Here is an 18,052-nt window from a genome sequence, read left to right as displayed (position 1 = left end):
GATGTTTGGTAGGCACAATTGGACTCGAACCAACGACCCCCACCATGTCAAGGTGGTGCTCTAACCAACTGAGCTATGTGCCTGTCGTGTGGTGCGCATATTAGTCACCGCATGCGTACCTGTAAAGCGTTTTTTTCAAAAAAATCAAAAACTTTCAGAAGCCTGCCCCACCTGTGGCTCGCGGCCTTCTTTAGAAGCCACAAACAAAAAAGGCGACCCTTTCGGATCGCCCTTTCTGAGATTTGGTAGGCACAATTGGACTCGAACCAACGACCCCCACCATGTCAAGGTGGGGGCTGCATTGAATCTAAGCTATTGATTTAAAAGTATTTTTTCTTCCGTCCGGTGACCTGAAAAACTTCAAAAGCCACCTATAAGAATCAATAACTTAGCGATGGGTTTTGCAAATTGACCTGCGTAAAGGATATCCCACACGTCGTCTGCGCCACGAAACCGGAGTTCGCAATTTTGTGGTGGAAGGTGTCGCGAATACCTCTGCATGAGCGGCCATTGGGCACCTGCCCTGGCTATAGAGGTTCATGCTGCAAGCTCTCCAGGCAGCTAGAGTCGCGAACCAATATCAATAGCATGCCATCAAATTGATAGCCTCCCCTTGAAACCGCCCCATACCGGCATCACCTACTCACTGCCTCAACGTCGGGGCGACAATTCAGGTAGGAAGCCGCCATGGCAGATTTTTGTATTACGGCAGTGAAGTACGACAAGGAGCACGATCGGATCGCGTGGGTGCAGGCGCGCGAGGAGTTGGGTCGCGACAAGGTGGGGCCATGGCGGTGGGTCTCTCGGGTCTTCGCTGTTGACCTCATCCGGATGGGCAAGGCGTCCTTCCAAACCAGAACGCAGGACCGGAACGGTAACTGGGTAAAAGGGGCGCCAGTTGTAGTCTATGCGGACAAGTTCCTGACGACTGAGGGCAATAGAACCGAAAGAGACAATCTTGGCGAGCTCCCTGAGGTCTCCTGAGGCCTTATCAGCGGAACACAGCCAGAGCGGCAGCCATTTGCCGCTCGTATCCTATCCTCTGCCGGCGCTCAGCCAGCAGCGGCCGCACCTTCACCTCCAGGCTGTCGGTCTTGCGCAGGCCGGCTGCCCACCTCCGGGTAAAGCATATAGCTTGAGCCCTCATACGAACCTTGCAGGCTTTCGGCTCTCGCACCAAACTGGATGCAGCGAATCGCTCTGTTCAGCGCCCTCAGTGAGGTTGCCGGCTATGGAACCCGAAATTATCCACATACCGGAACTGGCCAGATTACTTGGCCGCTCCGAGTCCGCAATACGAAGTGCTATGCAGGTGCAAGCAGCGTGGCTGCCCCCATGCTTCAAACAAGGCCGGCGGATCTGCTGGCGACTTGAGTCGGTGCGGGAGTTTCTTAAGGAGTGGGAGCAAAGCGGCGATCAGCGATCAAAGCCCGGACGCAAGCGGAAATCACCACCAACCCTTACCAGTGTGAGATAGCCATCTCGGAGCCTGGAGGTCAGTATGATTTCAGCTGCGACTGATCGCTTTATGCGGATTGATGAGGTGATATCCGTGACCGGGCTGGGTAGGAACACCATCTACCGGCGAATGCGTGAGGGCACGTTTTCACGTCAGGTTTGCCCTGGACCTAACTCAGTCGCCTAGTGCAGTCCACTATCTCGGAATGGATGTCATCTGTCGTGGAGGGCACTCCGTCGGTAGACAAGAACCTCCTATGAAACTAGGGATATGATGATTTCGGTCGCTGCGAGAATTATCATGAAAATGGCCCGCGCTTCGCTGCACGAATGTAAAAGGCCTCGCAGCGGCCTACTTCACATCCCCTTCTGAGCCTCCGCCCGACGGGCGTCAATGTAATTCGCAAGGTCGGCAAGGTGAACACCGCGCGATGACTTCTGACTGCGCTCCATGGCGATAAGTGGTAAGCGGATCTCGCCACGGGCAATTTTGAGTTTCATTTTCTCTGGGCTGAGGTGCGGAAAATAATCCGCGCAGATACGGCTGAGAGGTATCACTGCCAGTCCATCGTACTGGGCCATCAGCAGGAATGCGGTTTTCAAGCCTTCTTCCTTTTCTTAGGCGCTACAAGCTCAAGAGTTTCTTTGAAAGTCAGGCCATTGTACGTGGTGGAAGTATTGGGTTTCTCCGCCGGGGGCTGCACAACAACTCTAGGCCTTTTGTCCGTTGAATGCATTGCAATGTATGCATCCGCCCAATCGTCAAGCTCATATCGATCGAACCCGACACCTTGAATGCCGATAGGAAACTCTCTCACATAAGGCCTAACCGTCTTATGGAATTCATCTCTGCACATACCTAGGTAAGCAGGTGCAGAACCGGCTCTGATGATACGTGGGAGAATTCGTTGCTTCTCTTTCATGGCCATCCGTCCTCTTCAAGTCGAGATACAGGAAGGCCATTTTGTATCGAAACGGTGGTACTCCTCATAGTGCCCCTCGTCGGAACTGCGGGCACCCTCAGACGATTCCATCACCAACTGCTAACAGACCGCTGCGACAGCTCCTAGCCCACTCTGCACCACCACGACTGCGCATACAGCACGCCGTCGACCTCCTCCACCCCATTGATGTTCATACCGAGCTGGGCCATGCCATTGACCTTGGCGTCGAGCAAGCGCGGGATGATGTCCGGCCCTGGTGTCGGATTGAACACCCACGCCTGGGTCGCGACTCGGCCCAGCACTTCGCTGTGATGGTCACCAATGTGGATGTCAGCCCGCAGGGGCTTGATCTTCCTGAGGCGATCAGAGGGGATGGCCACGCCATTCTCGCGGCGGCGAACGAGGAGGAAGTACATGGGGCACCGATACTGTATATATAAACAGTATCGTATAGAGCAGGCGTCTTGCGGGCAATTGCCGATCAGCGGACCTAATGAACGGGCGGCGGCTCTTCACCGCGAGCTGCGGCCATAGCACGAAGTTGGTAGTCGGTGACCGCCTGGTACTGCGCCTCGGCGATTAGGCGCAGGCGTTCCAGCTCTTCCACTGGCTCACCCGAGGCCTGTGCCTCATGGTAACGCTTCCATGCCTGTACGGCGTTGGTGTACATGGGATGATCAGGGTAGAGGATCGGCGGCTTACGGTTCATCGGAGCTCCATTCTGAGGCGGCCATTACTGAATGGTAGACGGTGCCCGGCCTGCTTGGATTAACTGGTAATCGATAACCGCTTGGTACAGCGAATCCGCCAGTAGGCGCAACCGCTGAACCTCATTCGAAGGCAAGGCGGCGTCCTCCGCTTCGTGATACTCCCGCATAGCATCGATAGCCTGCTTGATCAGCGGCTCGCCCGCTTCCACCAGCCCAATAAAAGTGCGCTTCCCCACCGCCCTGCTCCGATCAGTTGATCAGCGCATTATAGGATGCTTCGCAGGCGAGGCCGGCTATTCGGGCACGGTCATAAGCTTTCGCCAGGTCTCCCGCTCGAGCATCAGCCCGTGCGAGCAGGTCGGAGAGCACCATGGCGGCGCGGGTGGCTGCTTGGCCTCGGGCGACAGCGGCGGTATCCGTGCCGGTGCAACTGACGGTGGCGGCGAGCTTGGCGCCTTCGTGCTGCAGCCGCTGGCCAGCGACATCGGCGCCAGCAGCGCCAGCATCAGCAATCGTTCGTTCTTCCTGAGCATGCGCTCTCACCTCCTCCTGCGCCTGGGCGCGTCGTTGTTCTGCCTGCCGGGCACCGCGCTCGCCGAGCAACTCGGCCAGACGGTCGCCGCTATCACGTTCAGCTGAAGCCTGAGCGGCCTCGGCCCGCTCCACCGATCTGCCATGCTGGTAGACGCCCCAATAGGATGCCAACAACAGCAACAGGACAATGCAGCGCAGGGGCGCGCTATATCTGGCTACCAGTTGTTCCATGCTGCCTCCCAGTCGGGAAGGTCGACCGTCTGGCCGGCCAGTTGATGGGTGCTGTCCGCCAGGTACTGGATGCGCCCTTCGGTTACGAAGGAGTGGCAGATAGTCTCCTTGCTGCCCATCCGATACCGAGACAGAACGGACGGCGTAAAGGTCGGGGCCTCGGCATTGCCGTTATAGCCCCAGCGCGGCCCATTGCCTGCACCCACGTTCAGGCTATGGGGGAGATTGCAGCCATTGCAGAAAAACCAGAGCGAGCCATCGTCGGCCTGACCCAGGCACCGGCCAATCGTCTTGATCGTCATGCCAGCGCCCTCCGTACCCCTTCGTCAATGATCGCCGGCGGATATGGGTTGCAGCCGTTCTCGTGGATGATGATGCTGACCACCATCCCGCGCAGCGTGGCCGGGTCTTTGATGTTGACCGGGTCGGTGGTGCGCATGCCCAGGCGCTTGGCCACGGCGCCGGCGTAGGCCTGGGTGTCGTTCTCGTTGCTCGGCGCCCAGCGGTTGATGGTTTCGAGCACGGTGTCGATGCCTTTCCCGCCCACGCCCGGCATACCGTCCTTACCCCGGTAATTGATGAGCAGCTTGCCCAGGGCGCGGATGCCGTTCTCGGGGGTGTCGAAGATGGCGAAGCGGCCACCAGGCTCCTTGCCGATCTGGCCCTGCCAGTCATTGCGTGGGTTGAAGTCGATATTGCCGGGGTTGCGATTGCGCACGCCTCGGGGCTGGGTTTGGGTCATAGGTTTTCTCCGGGCAAAAAAATACCGCCAGGCGGCGGCGGGGGCTCAGTAGAGAGCAATGCGGCAATCAGCCCATGGCTGCCTCAAGTGCTGCGAGGCGGGCTTCGAACCCAGCAGCAATAAACATGTTGAGCTCGTCGTAACGGAAGGAAAACCGGTCGCCAGCAGGGGTGGCTAGGCGCCGAGAGGCAGGCTCTGTCACCACAATCACTACCTCACCAGCATTCGTTTGCACTTCGGACTCTACCAACTCTCCAGTCACTGGATCTTCGGCCGTCTCGGGTCCATATACCGGGTCTGCCGGAACTGTACTTTCGACAGCGGGGATGTCTTCCCACTTATCTTCCCACTTGTCATAGCAAACGAACCCGTACTCGAAGGGATCCAAACCGTGCGACTCCATGATTTCCATGGCTCGCTGAACGGTCATACCGATGTGGTCACGTGCACCGTCCCCCTTTTCCTGAATAGCAGCCAGCCATTTATAAGCCCCGATTTCCTTACCGAGTTCTTTAGCTGCTGCTATCTCAGCTGTCGTAAGTGTGCGTACTGGTGTCTTCTCACGGGCGTCAGAAGTGTTGATCGCGCCAGTTGCTGAGTACACAACAGACCACCGGGCACTTGCGCCGCCCAAACCTCTTGCTGCGTCACTATTGGGGGCAAGTGGTGTGGTTAGAGGTAGGGCACTCGCATTATAAGTACTGAGTACCTGTGTCCAGTTCTGTTGCCCATCCGGCGTGTTGGCATATCGATAGAAAAAGGCGTTCCCTGTGCTTACAGCAATCTGCATCCGCCTGTTATCGGCATAGCCCATATCAAGACCAACGGAGTTAGTACCAAAAGGAGAATCCGGTGCGGAAGACGCCCACCCCGTAAACTTGTTACCTTGCCATACCGTCGCCGCAGTCTCCAAGTTTGTGTTTATCCCTACCCCTAGGTCACCACGCCCCAGAAGCGTTTTCCAATCAGACCAAGTTCCAGTGCCATAAGTGGTTCGGAATCGCATGTCGCCAATTGTGGTACTGGAATAGCTCATTGCCAATTGGGAGCGCACCGAAGGTGAGCGATAGAAATTCAGTCCCATTGGGTAAAGTACGGTTTTTGCAAGTAGCTCCTGTGGTGCAGCCCCCCAGTCAGGGGGTAATGAGTCTTGTGTAGAAAATAGCGAGTGCGACACCAAAGATTCCAAAGGCGTCGAGCTCGACATAGTGCTGCTCGAAGTTCCTATTCCGTGATCACCCACCCGAAGTGCACGGCCTGCTGCGTTATCTATCGTGGACGTGGCGGCAGTCAGCAGCGCCCCAGTACCCAATCCCGCCGAACTACGCAGCGCTGCCGCGTCGACAAGGTTCCACAAGCCACGGCCGAAGGCAGACGACGCTTGCACGGCCATTGCTGTGGTAGACGTCATATACGGCACGCCGTTGGCAGTCATCGCAAGCGCCTGCAGTGCCTGCAAAATGGTGCCGCCCAGCCCCAGAGTGGTGCGCTGAGCAGCGGCGTCGGCGTCGTCAAGCAGCGCACGACCTGCCGCCGTCAGCGGGGTCATGGCCATTGTATTGGCGCCTGTGCTGTACATCAGCTGGTTGGCCGCCCATACCGAGGCCGAAATCGCACTTAGTTTGGCATTGGTCGGCTGGCTGACAGTGCCGCTATACAACTCGTCAAAGTTGGCGTTGGCTTTCTGAAACGCCGTACGGGCGTCGTCGCCATCCTGGCCACTAGGGGCCGTGCCGAGGTTGATGGTTTGCTTAGCCATTACGGCCTCCTGTTAGAACCCCGTGACATCTATGATCAGTGCCACAGGGGTGGCGTTGTTGGAATACGTCTCACTGTAGGGCTGGCCAGCGCCGGAACTAGGGGGCGTGGCAGCAACATCGACGTTAGATAGTTGACACACAACTGAGTTGCCTGAAATCTTTACGGCGGAGAACATCGTCCGCCGAACGTGGCTAGTCAACGAATTAGGGGGTATGCCGTTAACTACTTGGGTGTATGTAATGCTCGTACCAATTTGAGAGTGGACGAAGGCATACTTCCTGCCGGCGCTAAGCGAGACGGTGACGTATCCACTCAGTATGTACCTAACATCGAATAGATCCCAACCAGAATCAAAAGTAAGCTCGCCATCTTCATTGAATACTTGCAGGCCAAACGTCGAAGACGTATTACCCCCAGGTTTGAAGATGTAATACTCAACCATTTGACCGGCCGCAGAGTCCACATAGACGTAGGCTGTACTTCCAATCTTTGATCCCAAGGCGCATAGCTCAGTGCATGCTAAGGCTAAAATCTCCCCCTCGTTAAGGGTAATAGCTACTCTTGTCGGTCTCGTGTTTGTTGTAGACCCATTCGTATACTGCTGACTTAGCAACTGACCAGACCTGATCAGCGCCAGGTTCTTGAAGTTGCTGTCTACTTGATAACGACCAGTGTCGCCGATTGATTCAAAGCCCACCGGCATCACATCACCCCATAATAGAGAGTACCCGCAGGCAAGTTTGTCTCTCGGGTATTGGTCGCCCGCGACCAGACGATGCTATTGCCGCTCACCGTATACGTCACCTGACTGAACGACGGGCCAGTAATAACCGACCCGCTGAACTGCCCCAAGCCGAACATGCCAACCAGGAATGGCTGTCCTTGGGTAAACTGGCCATTAGCGATCGTGCCTGAAGCCTGGCCGGCTGCGACGGCGACGCTTCCAAACACCCTTCCGAGAAGGGTGCTCGTATCCAGTTTGACCGACCCATCGGCATTGAATACCTGTAACCCTTGCGCCATATCACCCCCAAATGCCCAAGCGCACCCGCATACGTGCGGTGTCGTAGACGGTCAGTGCTTGATTGGTGATGTTCATCCGGCCCATTCCAGGCCGAACCCCGTTTATTTCGAACTCATTCGTCACGAAGTTGATGCGGATGCCCTGAGACCCTGCAACGTAGTTGGAGCTGCGCAGCTCCCCGGTGATGATCAGGTTGATGATGTCGGCCTGGTTGATGATCGCGCTGTTCATGAACACCTGGCCGTTTTGGATGGCGAACACCGACTTCGGCGTGCCACCAGGCTGGTGCATGACGGAGAACAGGTTGGCCAGGAAGATGACCATGGACTGCATGCCGTCCGGAGTGTTCTCGACTCCAATGCCCATGCCGGCGCCGTAATAGCGACCGTTCACGTCGACACCAACCTTGATGTTACGGGTGGCCGACACGTTGCCCTCCAGATCGACCAGCGCTTCCGAGGTGTCCTGCACCAACGCCTCGGTATTCCCTACCCGGCTGCTCAGCTGCGTCACCGAACTGCTGATCGCCTGATCGGCGCTCGCCCGGGTCTGGGCCTCGGTGATGATCGCCGCCTCGTTGTCGTCGATCTTCGAATTGGCATTCGTTATCTGGACGGTCAAGGCTTCGTCCGCTGTGGCCCGCGCGGTCACCTCCTGCTGCAGACGAGCTTCGGTGCCGTCAATCTCAGCCGATACCGTAGTGATCTGCGTGGCCAGCGCCTCGTCAGCTGTCACACGGGCATAGGCCTCCTGCTCGAACCGAGCGTTGAGGTCGTCGCCGATCTGCGCCTCGACCGTATCGATACGCCGGCTTAGCGCCATATCGGCGTTGCTGAACGCGCTGTAGATCGAGGTGGAAGTAGCACGCACCCCCGAATCGCCAGCCTTCCAGCCCGTCGCACCAGCCATCCGGGGGAAGACTTGGGTCTCAACGCCAATCACCCGGGTGGCCATGGCAGCCAGCTGACCGTCGATTTCTTCAACACTGGTCTCCACCCCATCCAGGCGCAGGGCCAATGCCGTGACCATCTCCCCAAGCGAGGCGTAGTCACCGATGTACTCCCAGTAGGTGGCATTCGTTACAGGCGTGCCGGCGGGAACATCCTGCTTTGCCCGGTACAGCTTGCCGTCGAGCTTGACCAAAGACCCGGCCAGATAGGACTCGCCCGGCTTCCAGTCAGGGGCGCCCGTAACGTCTGCGAGCTGAGATTGAAGGGAGTCAATCTGGCTTTGGAGGGCGGTGTCTCCAGCGGTGATCCGCTCGTTGATCGAACCAGGTCCCTCCCCGCTAATCTTCTCGATTTCCTTCAGCAGGTCTTGGCCGAGCTGAGTTTCAGTGATCTTGCCGGTGATGTAGTCGAGAATCGCATCGGCATCAGCGCTGGACTGCCCGTAGACCCAGTCCGACCACGGTCCGATGTTGCCCGACCGGTCGACCAGGCGGCCGCGGAAGTACCGCACCACAGCAGCCGCCATCCCGCTATGCAGGTAGGTCGGTGTCGGGTATGCGAACTGGCCGAGTGGGAGAGGATTCTGTCCGGTTGACTCGGACGCCATTTGGACTTCGGTATAGGCAGTATCTTCTGCACCTGGCGGAAACCCCCAGTTGAGCCGGATGGCCATGATTTCCGGAGTAGCATTCAGATAGGCCAACGCCGGAGGTGCACCCTCCTTGCCCTTTAACTCGGTCAGTACCGAATCCCGCCACATCGACGTGATGTCGAACGAGCTGACGGCGCGCACGCGAGCCAGATAAGCGCCGGCGTAGATACCGACCACGTCCACGGAGGTGGTACCGGTGCGCTGCAGGCGTATCCAGTTGCCGTTGTCCTTGCGCCACTCCACGTCATAGGCAACCGCGCCCTGCACAGCTGGCCAAGCGATCGTCATGGTGCTGACCGCGATTCCCTGGGAAATGGCGTAGGCAGAAGTCAGCGTTACGCTCGCGGGTGGCGGTACGACAGTGATCGGAATGACGCTGATCGGGCGCTCGTCCAGCTTAGCGCCGGTGTCGATTGCTGCGAACTTGCTTGGGTTGAACTCGAGCGCAGTGATCTCGTACTCGCCTTCCTGAGTTCGAGTGGTCTTCAGCACTCGGAACAGCTGCACCGCCAGGTCGTCGTAGTCGATCGCCCACTGCAGCTCAGGCTCCGGCTGCACACCGTAATCGGTGGTCACCGTCACCGCACGCCCAGCGACCGATTGCACGGTGCGTGCCTGGGCGGTGCCGTTCGGCAGGTTGAGAATCAGACGGTCGCCGGCCTTGATCGGCGTGTCGCGATCGAGGGTGACCACCCGGCCGGCAGCGGCAGCAATCCGACCACCGTTCGGGCGGCCCGCCACCAGCTCGTCAGCCACGGGAATGACGTAACCAGGCAGCGGGATGCGGCCTTCCATCCCGGTCTTGAAGGTAACGGTACGATCCTGGCTGTTACTCAGCAGTGCCCATTTACCGCGGCGTTGAGCCTCGGACGCACGAGTGCAGCCGATGGCCGAAATTTCCACCGGACGGTCTCGGTACCGGCGCTGGAGCGCGTTGTCGGTCACCGGGATCACATCGGTGTCGTAGTTGTTCGCCGGGTTGTCATAGCTGACCAACGCCCGGCTGTAATGGGTGTTGCGCTCAGCGCCGCCATAGACGAAGTCGCCGTCGATGACGTTGGCCCGGGTGAACACGTAATCGATGTCCTGGGCGCGCGGCATGTCCGCCTGCATGAACAGCGAGCCATGGGCCCAGTACACCATGCCCCGGTAGATGGCCGACAGGTCGCGCAGTAGGGTCCAGGCCTCAGCGCGGCCCTGCAGGTTCATGTCGCACAGGAAACGCGGCTCCTGGCCTCCGCTGCCATTTGGCACCAACTGGTCGCAGTACTGGGCGATGCGATACATCTCCCACTTGTCGACCATCCACGACTTGATGCGCTTGCCCAGGCCGAAACGGTCTTCGACGCACAGGCCGTAGGTCACGAACGCCGGGTTGTTGGTCCAGGCCTGCTTGAAGGTGCCGTCCCACACGCCGGTGTAGGTGCGGTTCACGGGGTCGTAGTTGGTCGGCACCGGCCAGCGCTTGGCCTTGCATTTGACCGTCACGGCCGGGATGTTCTGGAACTGTTGGGCGTCGAACTCGATGTAGAGCAGCGCGGTGTTCGGATATCGCAGCTTCTCGTCGATGATCTCGGTGTAGCCGGCGATGGTCATCGTATCGGCCACGGTACCGCTATTGGCATTCGGGGTGATGCGGCGCACGCGCAGCATCCAACCCGACGTGGCCTTCGGCAAGTTGACGCGCACCGAGCGCTGGTACCCGTTAGTGGTCTTGCCATCCACGGCGCCCAGGTGGGCTTCTACATACGCGCCGCCGTCAGTGGCGATGTCGATGGCGTACTCGATTCGGTAGCCGTTTGTGTTGCCGCTGCTGTCCTGCTTGGCCAGGCGCGGCCACGACATGCGCACGCGTACCGCCGACAGCTGCGTATTGCTCAGCGACCGGGTGAACGGGTTATCACTGCGCAGTTCCACGTTGACGGTGGTCTCGTTTTCCACCGCAGGGATTCCCTGAATGTAGTCCTGCTCAACGGTGCCAGGGCGCCACTCCCACTTCACGCCCGGGAAGTTAACGTTGCCGCTGGCATCCATGATCGGCGTGTTGTCGAGGTAGATGTCACGGTCGGTGGGCATGCCGTCGAATTCGCCCTCGCCCACAGCCAGCAGGATCTTGGCGATGTTCGTCGACTGCAGGCTGTCCGGTGCCTCGACCGGAGTTTTCGGCTTGCTGTCGCCGCCCTTGGCGCCGGTGATTTCCAGGTGATCTGCTGGGCCCATGCTTTCCTCCGGGCAATAAAAAACCGCCCGGAGGCGGCACGTTCGCTGGATTGGCCCTAGGCCTTGTCTTGCGCCTCAATGGAGGCGGAGATAATCGCCCCGCCCCAGCGGCGCTCACCGATACAGATGGGGACAGGGTTGCCGCTGGCAGTGGTGTTTTTGGCGCTGCCGAAGGCGTATGACGGTAGGTTCTCGGGAGCCGCACTTTGAGACAAGCCTTGGGCCTGCGGGCTGAGCATCTGCACCACCCCGCCAAGCGTCATGGAAAGGCCAGCATAAAATGCGGATGGGCCCAGCCATATGGCGGATACCATCAAAGCGATGCCAATGATGGTTTGTAGTATTCCACCACGTTTGCTGCCATGGACAACGGGAACAACACGAACCTCCCGAGTACCGCGCAGGTTCATTTCGTCCAGGCCAATGTTCTTTCGGTTACGGAAGATGGCGAAGCGTAACCCCAACCCATCAAGTCGCCTGATCTCCTCCTCGAACCCCTGTAACGTAGCTCTCAGAGCCTTGAAGACCTCCCAGACCTCACCGCTGTCAAGCTGTCTATGATGGGTGCGTCCGAACTTCTGCGCTAAGGATCCGGATAGCTTGATGATGGTCATTGGTTGATAACTGGCCGCTGTGGCTGCCATGCTTCCTCCAGGCATAAAAAAACCGCCCGAAGGCGGTTTTGTGGTGATCTATCAAAGACATGACCGGACGGCGCGTTCCACAGCGGAACGACCCGGCATGGCCGACCAAGGCATGCGCTGCCTAAGAGCTACTGAACTGCCAGTCGAGGTTCTGGTGATATCAAGAAGCTCGTCTGCCATGCTGCTATTTGAAACCCATAGGCGGTAGCCGTTTTCGGTCTCCACCATTGAGGACTCAGTCCTGGCAGCCTGCCACTTAGGGAAAACGCACAACGCATACTGTTTGGGGTCTTTCTTCGTTACCGCGCTAATCGAAGGATCGTTACCTTCCAAATCTGCGGTCGTCACGCACCCCGCCAGCAACACCAGCCCCACCGCCCCGATCAAAATTCGCATGTGATCCCTCCCTGAAAACCGGGAATGTACCATCACTTGGCGTCGCGGTGACGCAACACCAGGCGCGTCCTGTCGAGCCAGGGCCCGCCAAATACGACAATTTCTGATGGCCGCCCCAGCAGGTGGTGCAGCATGAATGGGCCTAGGCCGAAGACTTGGCCATCCTCACCCGGCAACTGCGCGTCGGCGCCTAGGTATATGCCCGCGTGGTTGGGGTGGGCGGTACGCCCCACGGCCATGACGATCATGTCGCCACGCTCCGGCTGGCTCACCTGGTAGAAGCCCGCAGCCTCATAGGCCTGCTCGTAAAGGCTGGGGCCGTCTGCCTGCTCCCACCATCCCTCCTCCCTGGCGTAAGCCGGGAACTCCAAGCCCCACTCGCGCTTGTACCAGTCGGCGCAGACCTGCCAGCAGTCCCAGGCGCCGTGCACGAAGGGCCGACCCAGCAGCGGGGTGTGACCGGTCGGGGTGACGGTGCGCAGGTCCCCCTCGGGCCACGACAGGATGTACCAGGGCAATCCCGTTGCCTCGCACATCGCGAGGTCGCGCGGCGAAGGCCTGCTGGTCGCGTCCGGATGCGAGTGCACAATGCCGATCACCTCGCCCTGATCTTCGGCCGCAGCGTACTGCTTCGGCGAGATGCGGAACTCCTCGGCCGGATCGGTCGCAGTGTTGTCGCACGGTAGGTACCGCTGGGAGCGGCCCACGGCGATGATCAACCCGCAGCACTCGCGCGGATACTCTGCCGCGGCGTGCGCTTGCACGGCGGCGAGGATGTGTTTGCGCATGGTCAGCTCCGTGCGATCAGGGAAACGGCCGGGAAGCCCCCGAAGGGCAACTGGTTGCCCTGGCCAAAGCGAACTGTGCAGCCCGAGTCCAGGCAGCCATTACACTGGTCCTTGGCCGGGTCGTCCGTGGGGTTTCCGTCGAGGTCGAAATACGGGCCGGTATAACCGCAGTTCGGGCCCCGGTAGCCCGCGGTCATCGCCCAGTGGCATAGCTGGGTCATCTGCCGGCCAATGGTCTCGCCGCCGACATCGCCAGGGCTGGCAAGCTCCCAAGCGACCGTGGTGCCGTTCTCGGACACCTTCTGATCGATGTACCAGACCTCGATCGCCTCCTCACTCGGGTCAGCTTCCGGGTTACCGGCGGGGAAATTTGCCGAGTCCAAATAGCGCGCCATGGTGTGGCGCATGGTCAGCTTGAACTCGAGCAGGTTTTCGAAGGCCAGGCACAACGCCGTAATCCTGCCGTTGACGTTGCCTACGGTCAGCGTGGGTCGCACTGCCGTACCGTCCGAGTTCGCTTCAATGCCATCTATCTGCATAGGCCAGGCACCGTACTCGTTGCCCTGCCACCAGATCGACTTGGCCGGAAGCTGGTCGGCGTTCGCGCCAGCGGCGGCCAACTCCTCGGGCGAATGCGGGATTGCATGTCCGTGAAACCGGAGCGTGTCCGCCCCGAAGTCCGAACCGTCCAGTTCAAACAGAAGGATCTCCGCGCCCGGCTCCAGTTTCTGCAGCTGTGTGATCAAACTCATGGGTGGAACGCTCTCTCAAAGGTTGCCGTCAGCATCACCACACCTCCCGGCTTGCGCTGCTGCCGAAAGGTCTCGCAGCGGTACATGCCAAGCACGCCTTCAGGATTGGTCCAGAGGAAGGACTTGGCGCCTCGATGGCGACGTATGAACGCGATAGCCGGCTCAATCTCATCGGCCAGCCCGCCGAATGAAAGCGCCCAGCTGTCCGATTCGCCGTTCAATCCATCGCTGGATACCTGGACGTAGCCGTCGCCGAATTGCGATTTTCTGGTGCGTAGGGTGCTGTCGCCGCTGGCCTCATCGTCCGGTGTCCAGGTGAAAGTTTCGATCGCCATCAGCGTCTCCCGTTGCTGTTTCGATAGCTCATGCCGCCGGCGCGCCAAGACGCGGCAATAGCCCGCTCAGCCACACCTTGCATCTGTTGCTGGATGTTCTGCTGCAGGGCTGTGCTATCCAGCTCCATTCCATCAGAGCTCCGATCTTCCAACGTCACGGCCACCGGCACGCTGACCTGAACAACGGTCGAGCCACCTCCCGCTCCGCCGACCATCTGCACGCCGAGCGAGCCATCCGCCCCGCGCGCCAGCGGCATGATTGCCTCCGGGCCGGCCTCACCCATGATTCCGGTACCGCCGCCGGCAAGTCCGAACGCGGTTGGTTTGCTGAGAATGCTGTTGGTGAAAGCGCCACCCTTAGCGAACATCTGCACACCACCACTCCATGCGCCACCTTTGGCTTGGGCTGGGCCTGACCAGTTGTCCATGTATTGCGAGCTGTAACCCGCCTGGGTCGAACCCAGCGAAGATGAGCCGCCGCCAAAGTATTTCGATGCTGCAGACACCCCTAGCCCCACCAAACCACTCAACAGCGAACTCGCGGCCTGCTGGCTTGCAATCCTGGCCATGTCCGAGATCACACTGGTGGCGAAGTCCTTGAAGTTGGCTTTCCCTGTCATGGCGAACTCGGCCACAGCATCGCGAGCAGAGTTGAAACCGGTGGTGAGCATGTCGTCGGTTGCGCCGGCCACGTTCGCCGCATCAGCCTGGATGTTGGCCCATGCGCGTTTGGCACCGTTGCGGTAGTCGCGCTGCGCCTGCAGCCTGGCCTCGAAGCCGTCGACCTCCATCTGCAGCTCACGCGCCTGGTAGTCGGCCAAGTCGGCCAGCCGCTGCTGGTAGGCGTCCTGGCTGAGGCGACGTGACACGTCTTCCTGCTGTTCCTCCAGCTGACGGCGTGCCTCGGCGTACTTCTGCCGCACCGCATTCAGTCGGTCAGCCTCTTCGCGCTGGTCGTCGCCCATGCCGACACCGGCCACGTCCGCGCTGATCGCCTCCTGCCGTGTCTGCAATACCACTTCCATCGCCTTGCGATAGGCCTCGGCGCTGTTGCGGCGCACTTCTGCAAGCTTCCTCTCTTCCTCAGCGCGTTTCTGCAGGACAGGGTCGGCGTAGGCCGTGTTGAGGTTCTTGATGCCGAGCTCCATCTCGGCCGCGGTGATCTTGCCGGCAGCCTGGGCCTTGCGCAGCCCCTGCACGCCCTCCGCCAGATCCTCGAGTCGTTTCTTCTCCGGTAGCGCGCGGTCGATGATCGCATCGAGAGCCTTGATCTCGTCATTCAGCGCCTTCGTGCGATCCTTGCTGCCATCGGTCGCATCCTTGTTGGCCTTCTTCTGCGCCTCAATTGCACTGGCTGCCGACAGGATTGCCTGGCGGTCCGTCTCGGTAAGGTCAGCGTTCTCGGCCAGGTAGCGGTTGGCGATCTTGGTCGCATCGCCATTGTCCTGCAGGCCTGCCAGTTGCTTTTGCAGCGTCTCCAGGTAGGTCTGGCCCGCCGAGCTCATGCCGGCCTTCGCAGCGTTGTTCGCCTGGGTGGCCGACGTGTTTTGTTCGGTCACCCCGGTGAGCACCCGCAGCGTCTCGGCAATCAGACCAGATCGCTGATCGGCATCGCTCACGGCGCCGGCCTGCGTAATCCACTGCTGTACGGTGGAGGCTGGCAATTGCAGACGGTTACCGACTTCCTGCAGCACAGGCGACAGTCCCTGCCCTGCCGAACGCGCTTCGTTGAGACGGTCGATCAGACCCTGGTATTCGGCCAGCTGCCGGTTGTATTGGCCGCCCGAGTCACGCGCCGGCGCCGTGACCACGCTCGAACGAATGGACTGAGCGAGGTCACCGTAAGCGTCCTTGACCTTGTCGGCTGCAGTGACCTGCTCCTGCTGCCACTTGACCAACGATGCTTCCCGCTGGTCCTTGTTGAGCTTTGCGAACTCCTCCCGCAGCTGGGCCACGGGCTTGCGCAGATCCTCCAGGCTGACCCCTGCCTGATCGGCGTTGTTGCTCAGCAGGAGGAAGCTGGCCGCCGCCGTGCCGGCCAGTAACGCCAGACCCATCGGCCCGCCCAAGATGCCGAGCAGGCCGGCACTCACGGTGCGAAGACCAGCCTGGGCGGTTACTACTGCGGCGGTGGCCGCCGCTTCGCGCTGGCGGGCTTGGGCCAGTTGAATCGACATCTGCGTCTGTACCGCCGTGCCGCGCGCAGCAGCTGCCTCGCGGGCCGCCAGGATAGTCGCGGTTTCGGCCTTACGCTGGTCGGCGAGTGCAGCCTGCAGCACGGCCTCGGCCTGGGCGATACGCGCCGCTCGGTCCGCCAGCGCGGCTTTCGCAGCCAATCCCGACTTCGCGACATAGTTGGTCAGCGCCGCAACACCAGCGCCAGCCATGGCCACGGCCACCAGATCGACGTTGTCGGCCAAGGTGATCAGCACACTCGACAGGCCAGCAACGGCGCCGGTCTGCTCTTCCATGCCACCCAGGAAGGTTTGGACGGCGTTGCTGATTTTCACCATCGCATCCTGCACGCTGGTGGACATATCGGCCGCTGCCTTGCGGTTCACCTCGACGGTCCGCAGCAGGCCGGTATTAATGTCGTCGAGCGAAAGCTTGCCCTCTACGCCCAGTTTGCGGATTTCCTCGGCGCTCTTGCCGGTGGCGGTCGCGATCGCTGTGACGATGGTGGGCATGGCGTCCTGAATGGACACCCAGCCATCGGCCTCGACTTTGCCGGTCTGCAGAGCCTTGGAATAGGCATCAAGAGCGGAGCCGGCCTTGTCGGCAGCAGCCGCGTTGGTCACCAGCAGGAAGCTGAAGCTGTCGGTGATGTCGAGAGTCTGCTGGGTATTGAAGCCCAGGCTGCGCATCACGTCTGCGGTGCGGATGTACAGCTCTTGCGCCTCAGCCAGTGGCCGGTAGGTTTCCTGAGCGGTCCGGAGCAGATGCTCCTGCACCGTCTGGTACTCACCAGCGCTGCCGGCGGCGGCCTTCATGCGGTCGGACATCTGACCATAGGCGTCTACCTGCTGGATGATGCCGCCAATCAAGCCAGCACCTGCGACGGCGGCAAAGGCGCCGCGCATTAGCACACCAGCTTTCTCGGCAGCCCCTCCTGCGCTGTCGAACGCCGAGTCGACCTGAGCGAGGTTTTGGTCGATCGACTGGGTAGTACGTGCGACTACCTGGTCTGCGCTGGCCAGTTCCCGACGCAACTGCGCCGTTGTGGCCTCGATCTGGACCAGCATCCCCTGGACTTGTTGGTCGGCCATGCAAATCTCCAAGCACATAAACCGCCCGTAGGCGGCACGCTATCTACTGTTTGGGCCGCCCTCGCAGGAAGCTCTTCAACTTGTCCGCGACGCTTTCACGCTTCTGCGGCGAGGCCTGAGCCTGCCCATGCGCCTGCCCGCGCCCCGTCCAGTCGAGCCGAGCATCGAGCGCGAGCATGATCTGCGGGATGGGGGTGTGCCACGCAGTGTCGGGCGGCCAGCCGAGCCAGCCGGTGGCCACGCCGAACAAATAGTCGACGTAGCTGCCGTTTTTCACTGCGCTGTGCTGGCCGCCTCGTCCTTTCCCCTGGCGGCCACGCTCGGCGGTACCGGGTTGAGCAGGACGGTGATGTACTCGGTCAGCAGGCCCGACACCTTGGCCACGCCGGTGTGGAAGACTTCGCCAGCGATCACTGGATGTTGTTCAGGCTTCAGATCGGCGCCGGCGATCACAATGTCAGCACAGGCAGCGATGCTCATGATCCGCATGGACTCCAACGCGGCGCGCAGACCGCCGAAGCGGGCCTCGATTCGTAGCGCCGCATCGAGCGTGGGTTTCAGGGTGTAGCTGCGGGCGCCGAGCACCAGCGTGACGGTGCCGTGTAAGGCTTCGCTCATTGGATTTCTCGCAGAAAAGAACGGGGC

21 protein-coding genes and 1 tRNA gene are annotated in these 18,052 nt (G+C 60.3%); 3 read left to right on the top strand and 19 right to left on the bottom strand.

Annotated elements, in window-relative coordinates; translation table 11 throughout:
* Nucleotides 1–6: 6 nt before the first annotated feature.
* Nucleotides 7–83: transfer RNA gene (locus EGJ09_RS04405), tRNA-Val, on the bottom strand.
* Between the two features lie 604 nt (nucleotides 84–687).
* On the opposite strand from EGJ09_RS04405, the gene EGJ09_RS04395 reads away from it, so the two are divergent.
* The 3 genes from EGJ09_RS04395 to EGJ09_RS26995 all read left to right on the top strand — a co-directional run bounded on the left by EGJ09_RS04395 (nucleotide 688) and on the right by EGJ09_RS26995 (nucleotide 1,645).
* A complete protein-coding gene (locus tag EGJ09_RS04395) occupies nucleotides 688–984 on the top strand; it encodes a DUF3892 domain-containing protein (protein WP_125923341.1) in 297 nt (98 codons plus the stop codon).
* Nucleotides 985–1,231: 247 nt separating this feature from the next.
* Nucleotides 1,232–1,477, top strand: a complete 246-nt coding sequence (locus EGJ09_RS27000) for a hypothetical protein (RefSeq protein ID WP_125923340.1) — start codon at nucleotides 1,232–1,234, stop codon at nucleotides 1,475–1,477.
* A gap of 24 nt (nucleotides 1,478–1,501) precedes the next feature.
* Nucleotides 1,502–1,645 carry an AlpA family phage regulatory protein gene (locus tag EGJ09_RS26995; protein WP_371928062.1) on the top strand — a complete coding sequence of 48 codons (144 nt, stop codon included), beginning with the start codon at nucleotides 1,502–1,504 and terminating at the stop codon, nucleotides 1,643–1,645.
* 170 nt (nucleotides 1,646–1,815) lie between these two features.
* Here the strand turns inward: EGJ09_RS26995 and EGJ09_RS04380 are convergent, their stop codons facing one another.
* From EGJ09_RS04380 to EGJ09_RS04295, 18 genes are all read right to left on the bottom strand, one after another.
* A complete protein-coding gene (locus tag EGJ09_RS04380) occupies nucleotides 1,816–2,061 on the bottom strand; it encodes a pyocin activator PrtN family protein (RefSeq protein ID WP_125923339.1) in 246 nt (81 codons plus the stop codon).
* Entirely contained in the window at nucleotides 2,058–2,381 is a 324-nt protein-coding gene (locus EGJ09_RS04375; protein WP_256658408.1) for a hypothetical protein, read from the bottom strand. The genes EGJ09_RS04380 and EGJ09_RS04375 overlap by 4 nt, the downstream gene beginning before the upstream one ends.
* A 143-nt stretch (nucleotides 2,382–2,524) precedes the next feature.
* A complete protein-coding gene (locus tag EGJ09_RS04370) occupies nucleotides 2,525–2,818 on the bottom strand; it encodes a hypothetical protein (protein WP_125923337.1) in 294 nt (97 codons plus the stop codon).
* A gap of 74 nt (nucleotides 2,819–2,892) precedes the next feature.
* Complete coding sequence (locus tag EGJ09_RS04365) at nucleotides 2,893–3,111, bottom strand: hypothetical protein (RefSeq protein WP_125923336.1); 219 nt, start codon at nucleotides 3,109–3,111, stop codon at nucleotides 2,893–2,895.
* A 24-nt stretch (nucleotides 3,112–3,135) separates the two neighbouring features.
* Nucleotides 3,136–3,348 carry a hypothetical protein gene (locus EGJ09_RS04360; RefSeq protein WP_125923335.1) on the bottom strand — a complete coding sequence of 71 codons (213 nt, stop codon included), beginning with the start codon at nucleotides 3,346–3,348 and terminating at the stop codon, nucleotides 3,136–3,138.
* 13 nt (nucleotides 3,349–3,361) lie between these two features.
* Nucleotides 3,362–3,877: a DUF2514 domain-containing protein gene (locus tag EGJ09_RS04355; RefSeq protein WP_125923334.1), complete on the bottom strand. Its 516-nt coding sequence runs from the start codon at nucleotides 3,875–3,877 to the stop codon at nucleotides 3,362–3,364.
* A complete protein-coding gene (locus EGJ09_RS04350) occupies nucleotides 3,862–4,179 on the bottom strand; it encodes a DUF6527 family protein (RefSeq protein ID WP_075044713.1) in 318 nt (105 codons plus the stop codon). The genes EGJ09_RS04355 and EGJ09_RS04350 overlap by 16 nt, the downstream gene beginning before the upstream one ends.
* Nucleotides 4,176–4,619: a structural protein P5 gene (locus tag EGJ09_RS04345; RefSeq protein ID WP_125923333.1), complete on the bottom strand. Its 444-nt coding sequence runs from the start codon at nucleotides 4,617–4,619 to the stop codon at nucleotides 4,176–4,178. Before EGJ09_RS04345 ends, EGJ09_RS04350 begins: the two co-directional genes overlap by 4 nt.
* Before the next feature lie 67 nt (nucleotides 4,620–4,686).
* Entirely contained in the window at nucleotides 4,687–6,378 is a 1,692-nt protein-coding gene (locus EGJ09_RS04340; RefSeq protein ID WP_125923332.1) for a tail fiber domain-containing protein, read from the bottom strand.
* 1,026 nt (nucleotides 6,379–7,404) lie between these two features.
* Nucleotides 7,405–11,226, bottom strand: coding sequence for a phage tail protein (locus EGJ09_RS04335; protein WP_125923331.1), 3,822 nt, complete (start codon nucleotides 11,224–11,226; stop codon nucleotides 7,405–7,407).
* Nucleotides 11,227–11,282: 56 nt separating this feature from the next.
* A complete protein-coding gene (locus tag EGJ09_RS04330) occupies nucleotides 11,283–11,870 on the bottom strand; it encodes a tail assembly protein (RefSeq protein ID WP_125923330.1) in 588 nt (195 codons plus the stop codon).
* A gap of 51 nt (nucleotides 11,871–11,921) precedes the next feature.
* Complete coding sequence (locus EGJ09_RS04325; protein ID WP_125923329.1) at nucleotides 11,922–12,266, bottom strand: hypothetical protein; 345 nt, start codon at nucleotides 12,264–12,266, stop codon at nucleotides 11,922–11,924.
* A 32-nt stretch (nucleotides 12,267–12,298) separates the two neighbouring features.
* Nucleotides 12,299–13,054 (bottom strand): C40 family peptidase, encoded by a 756-nt coding sequence (locus tag EGJ09_RS04320; RefSeq protein WP_125923328.1) that lies wholly within the window; start codon nucleotides 13,052–13,054, stop codon nucleotides 12,299–12,301.
* 2 nt (nucleotides 13,055–13,056) lie between these two features.
* Nucleotides 13,057–13,806, bottom strand: coding sequence for a phage minor tail protein L (locus EGJ09_RS04315; protein WP_125923327.1), 750 nt, complete (start codon nucleotides 13,804–13,806; stop codon nucleotides 13,057–13,059).
* A complete protein-coding gene (locus EGJ09_RS04310) occupies nucleotides 13,803–14,141 on the bottom strand; it encodes a phage tail protein (RefSeq protein ID WP_125923326.1) in 339 nt (112 codons plus the stop codon). Before EGJ09_RS04310 ends, EGJ09_RS04315 begins: the two co-directional genes overlap by 4 nt.
* Entirely contained in the window at nucleotides 14,141–17,407 is a 3,267-nt protein-coding gene (locus EGJ09_RS04305; protein WP_125923325.1) for a phage tail tape measure protein, read from the bottom strand. The genes EGJ09_RS04310 and EGJ09_RS04305 overlap by 1 nt, the downstream gene beginning before the upstream one ends.
* A 43-nt stretch (nucleotides 17,408–17,450) precedes the next feature.
* Nucleotides 17,451–17,684, bottom strand: coding sequence for a hypothetical protein (locus EGJ09_RS04300; RefSeq protein WP_125923324.1), 234 nt, complete (start codon nucleotides 17,682–17,684; stop codon nucleotides 17,451–17,453).
* On the bottom strand, nucleotides 17,681–18,025 hold the full coding sequence (locus EGJ09_RS04295) for a hypothetical protein (RefSeq protein WP_125923323.1): 345 nt from the start codon (nucleotides 18,023–18,025) through the stop codon (nucleotides 17,681–17,683). The genes EGJ09_RS04300 and EGJ09_RS04295 overlap by 4 nt, the downstream gene beginning before the upstream one ends.
* Between the last annotated feature and the right edge of the window lie 27 nt (nucleotides 18,026–18,052).

Source organism: Pseudomonas sp. p106, assembly GCF_003936645.1.
Lineage (GTDB): Bacteria > Pseudomonadota > Gammaproteobacteria > Pseudomonadales > Pseudomonadaceae > Aquipseudomonas > Aquipseudomonas putida_E.
The sequence above is the reverse complement of the archived record's forward strand: the minus strand, read 5'-3'. Positions and strand labels throughout refer to the sequence as shown.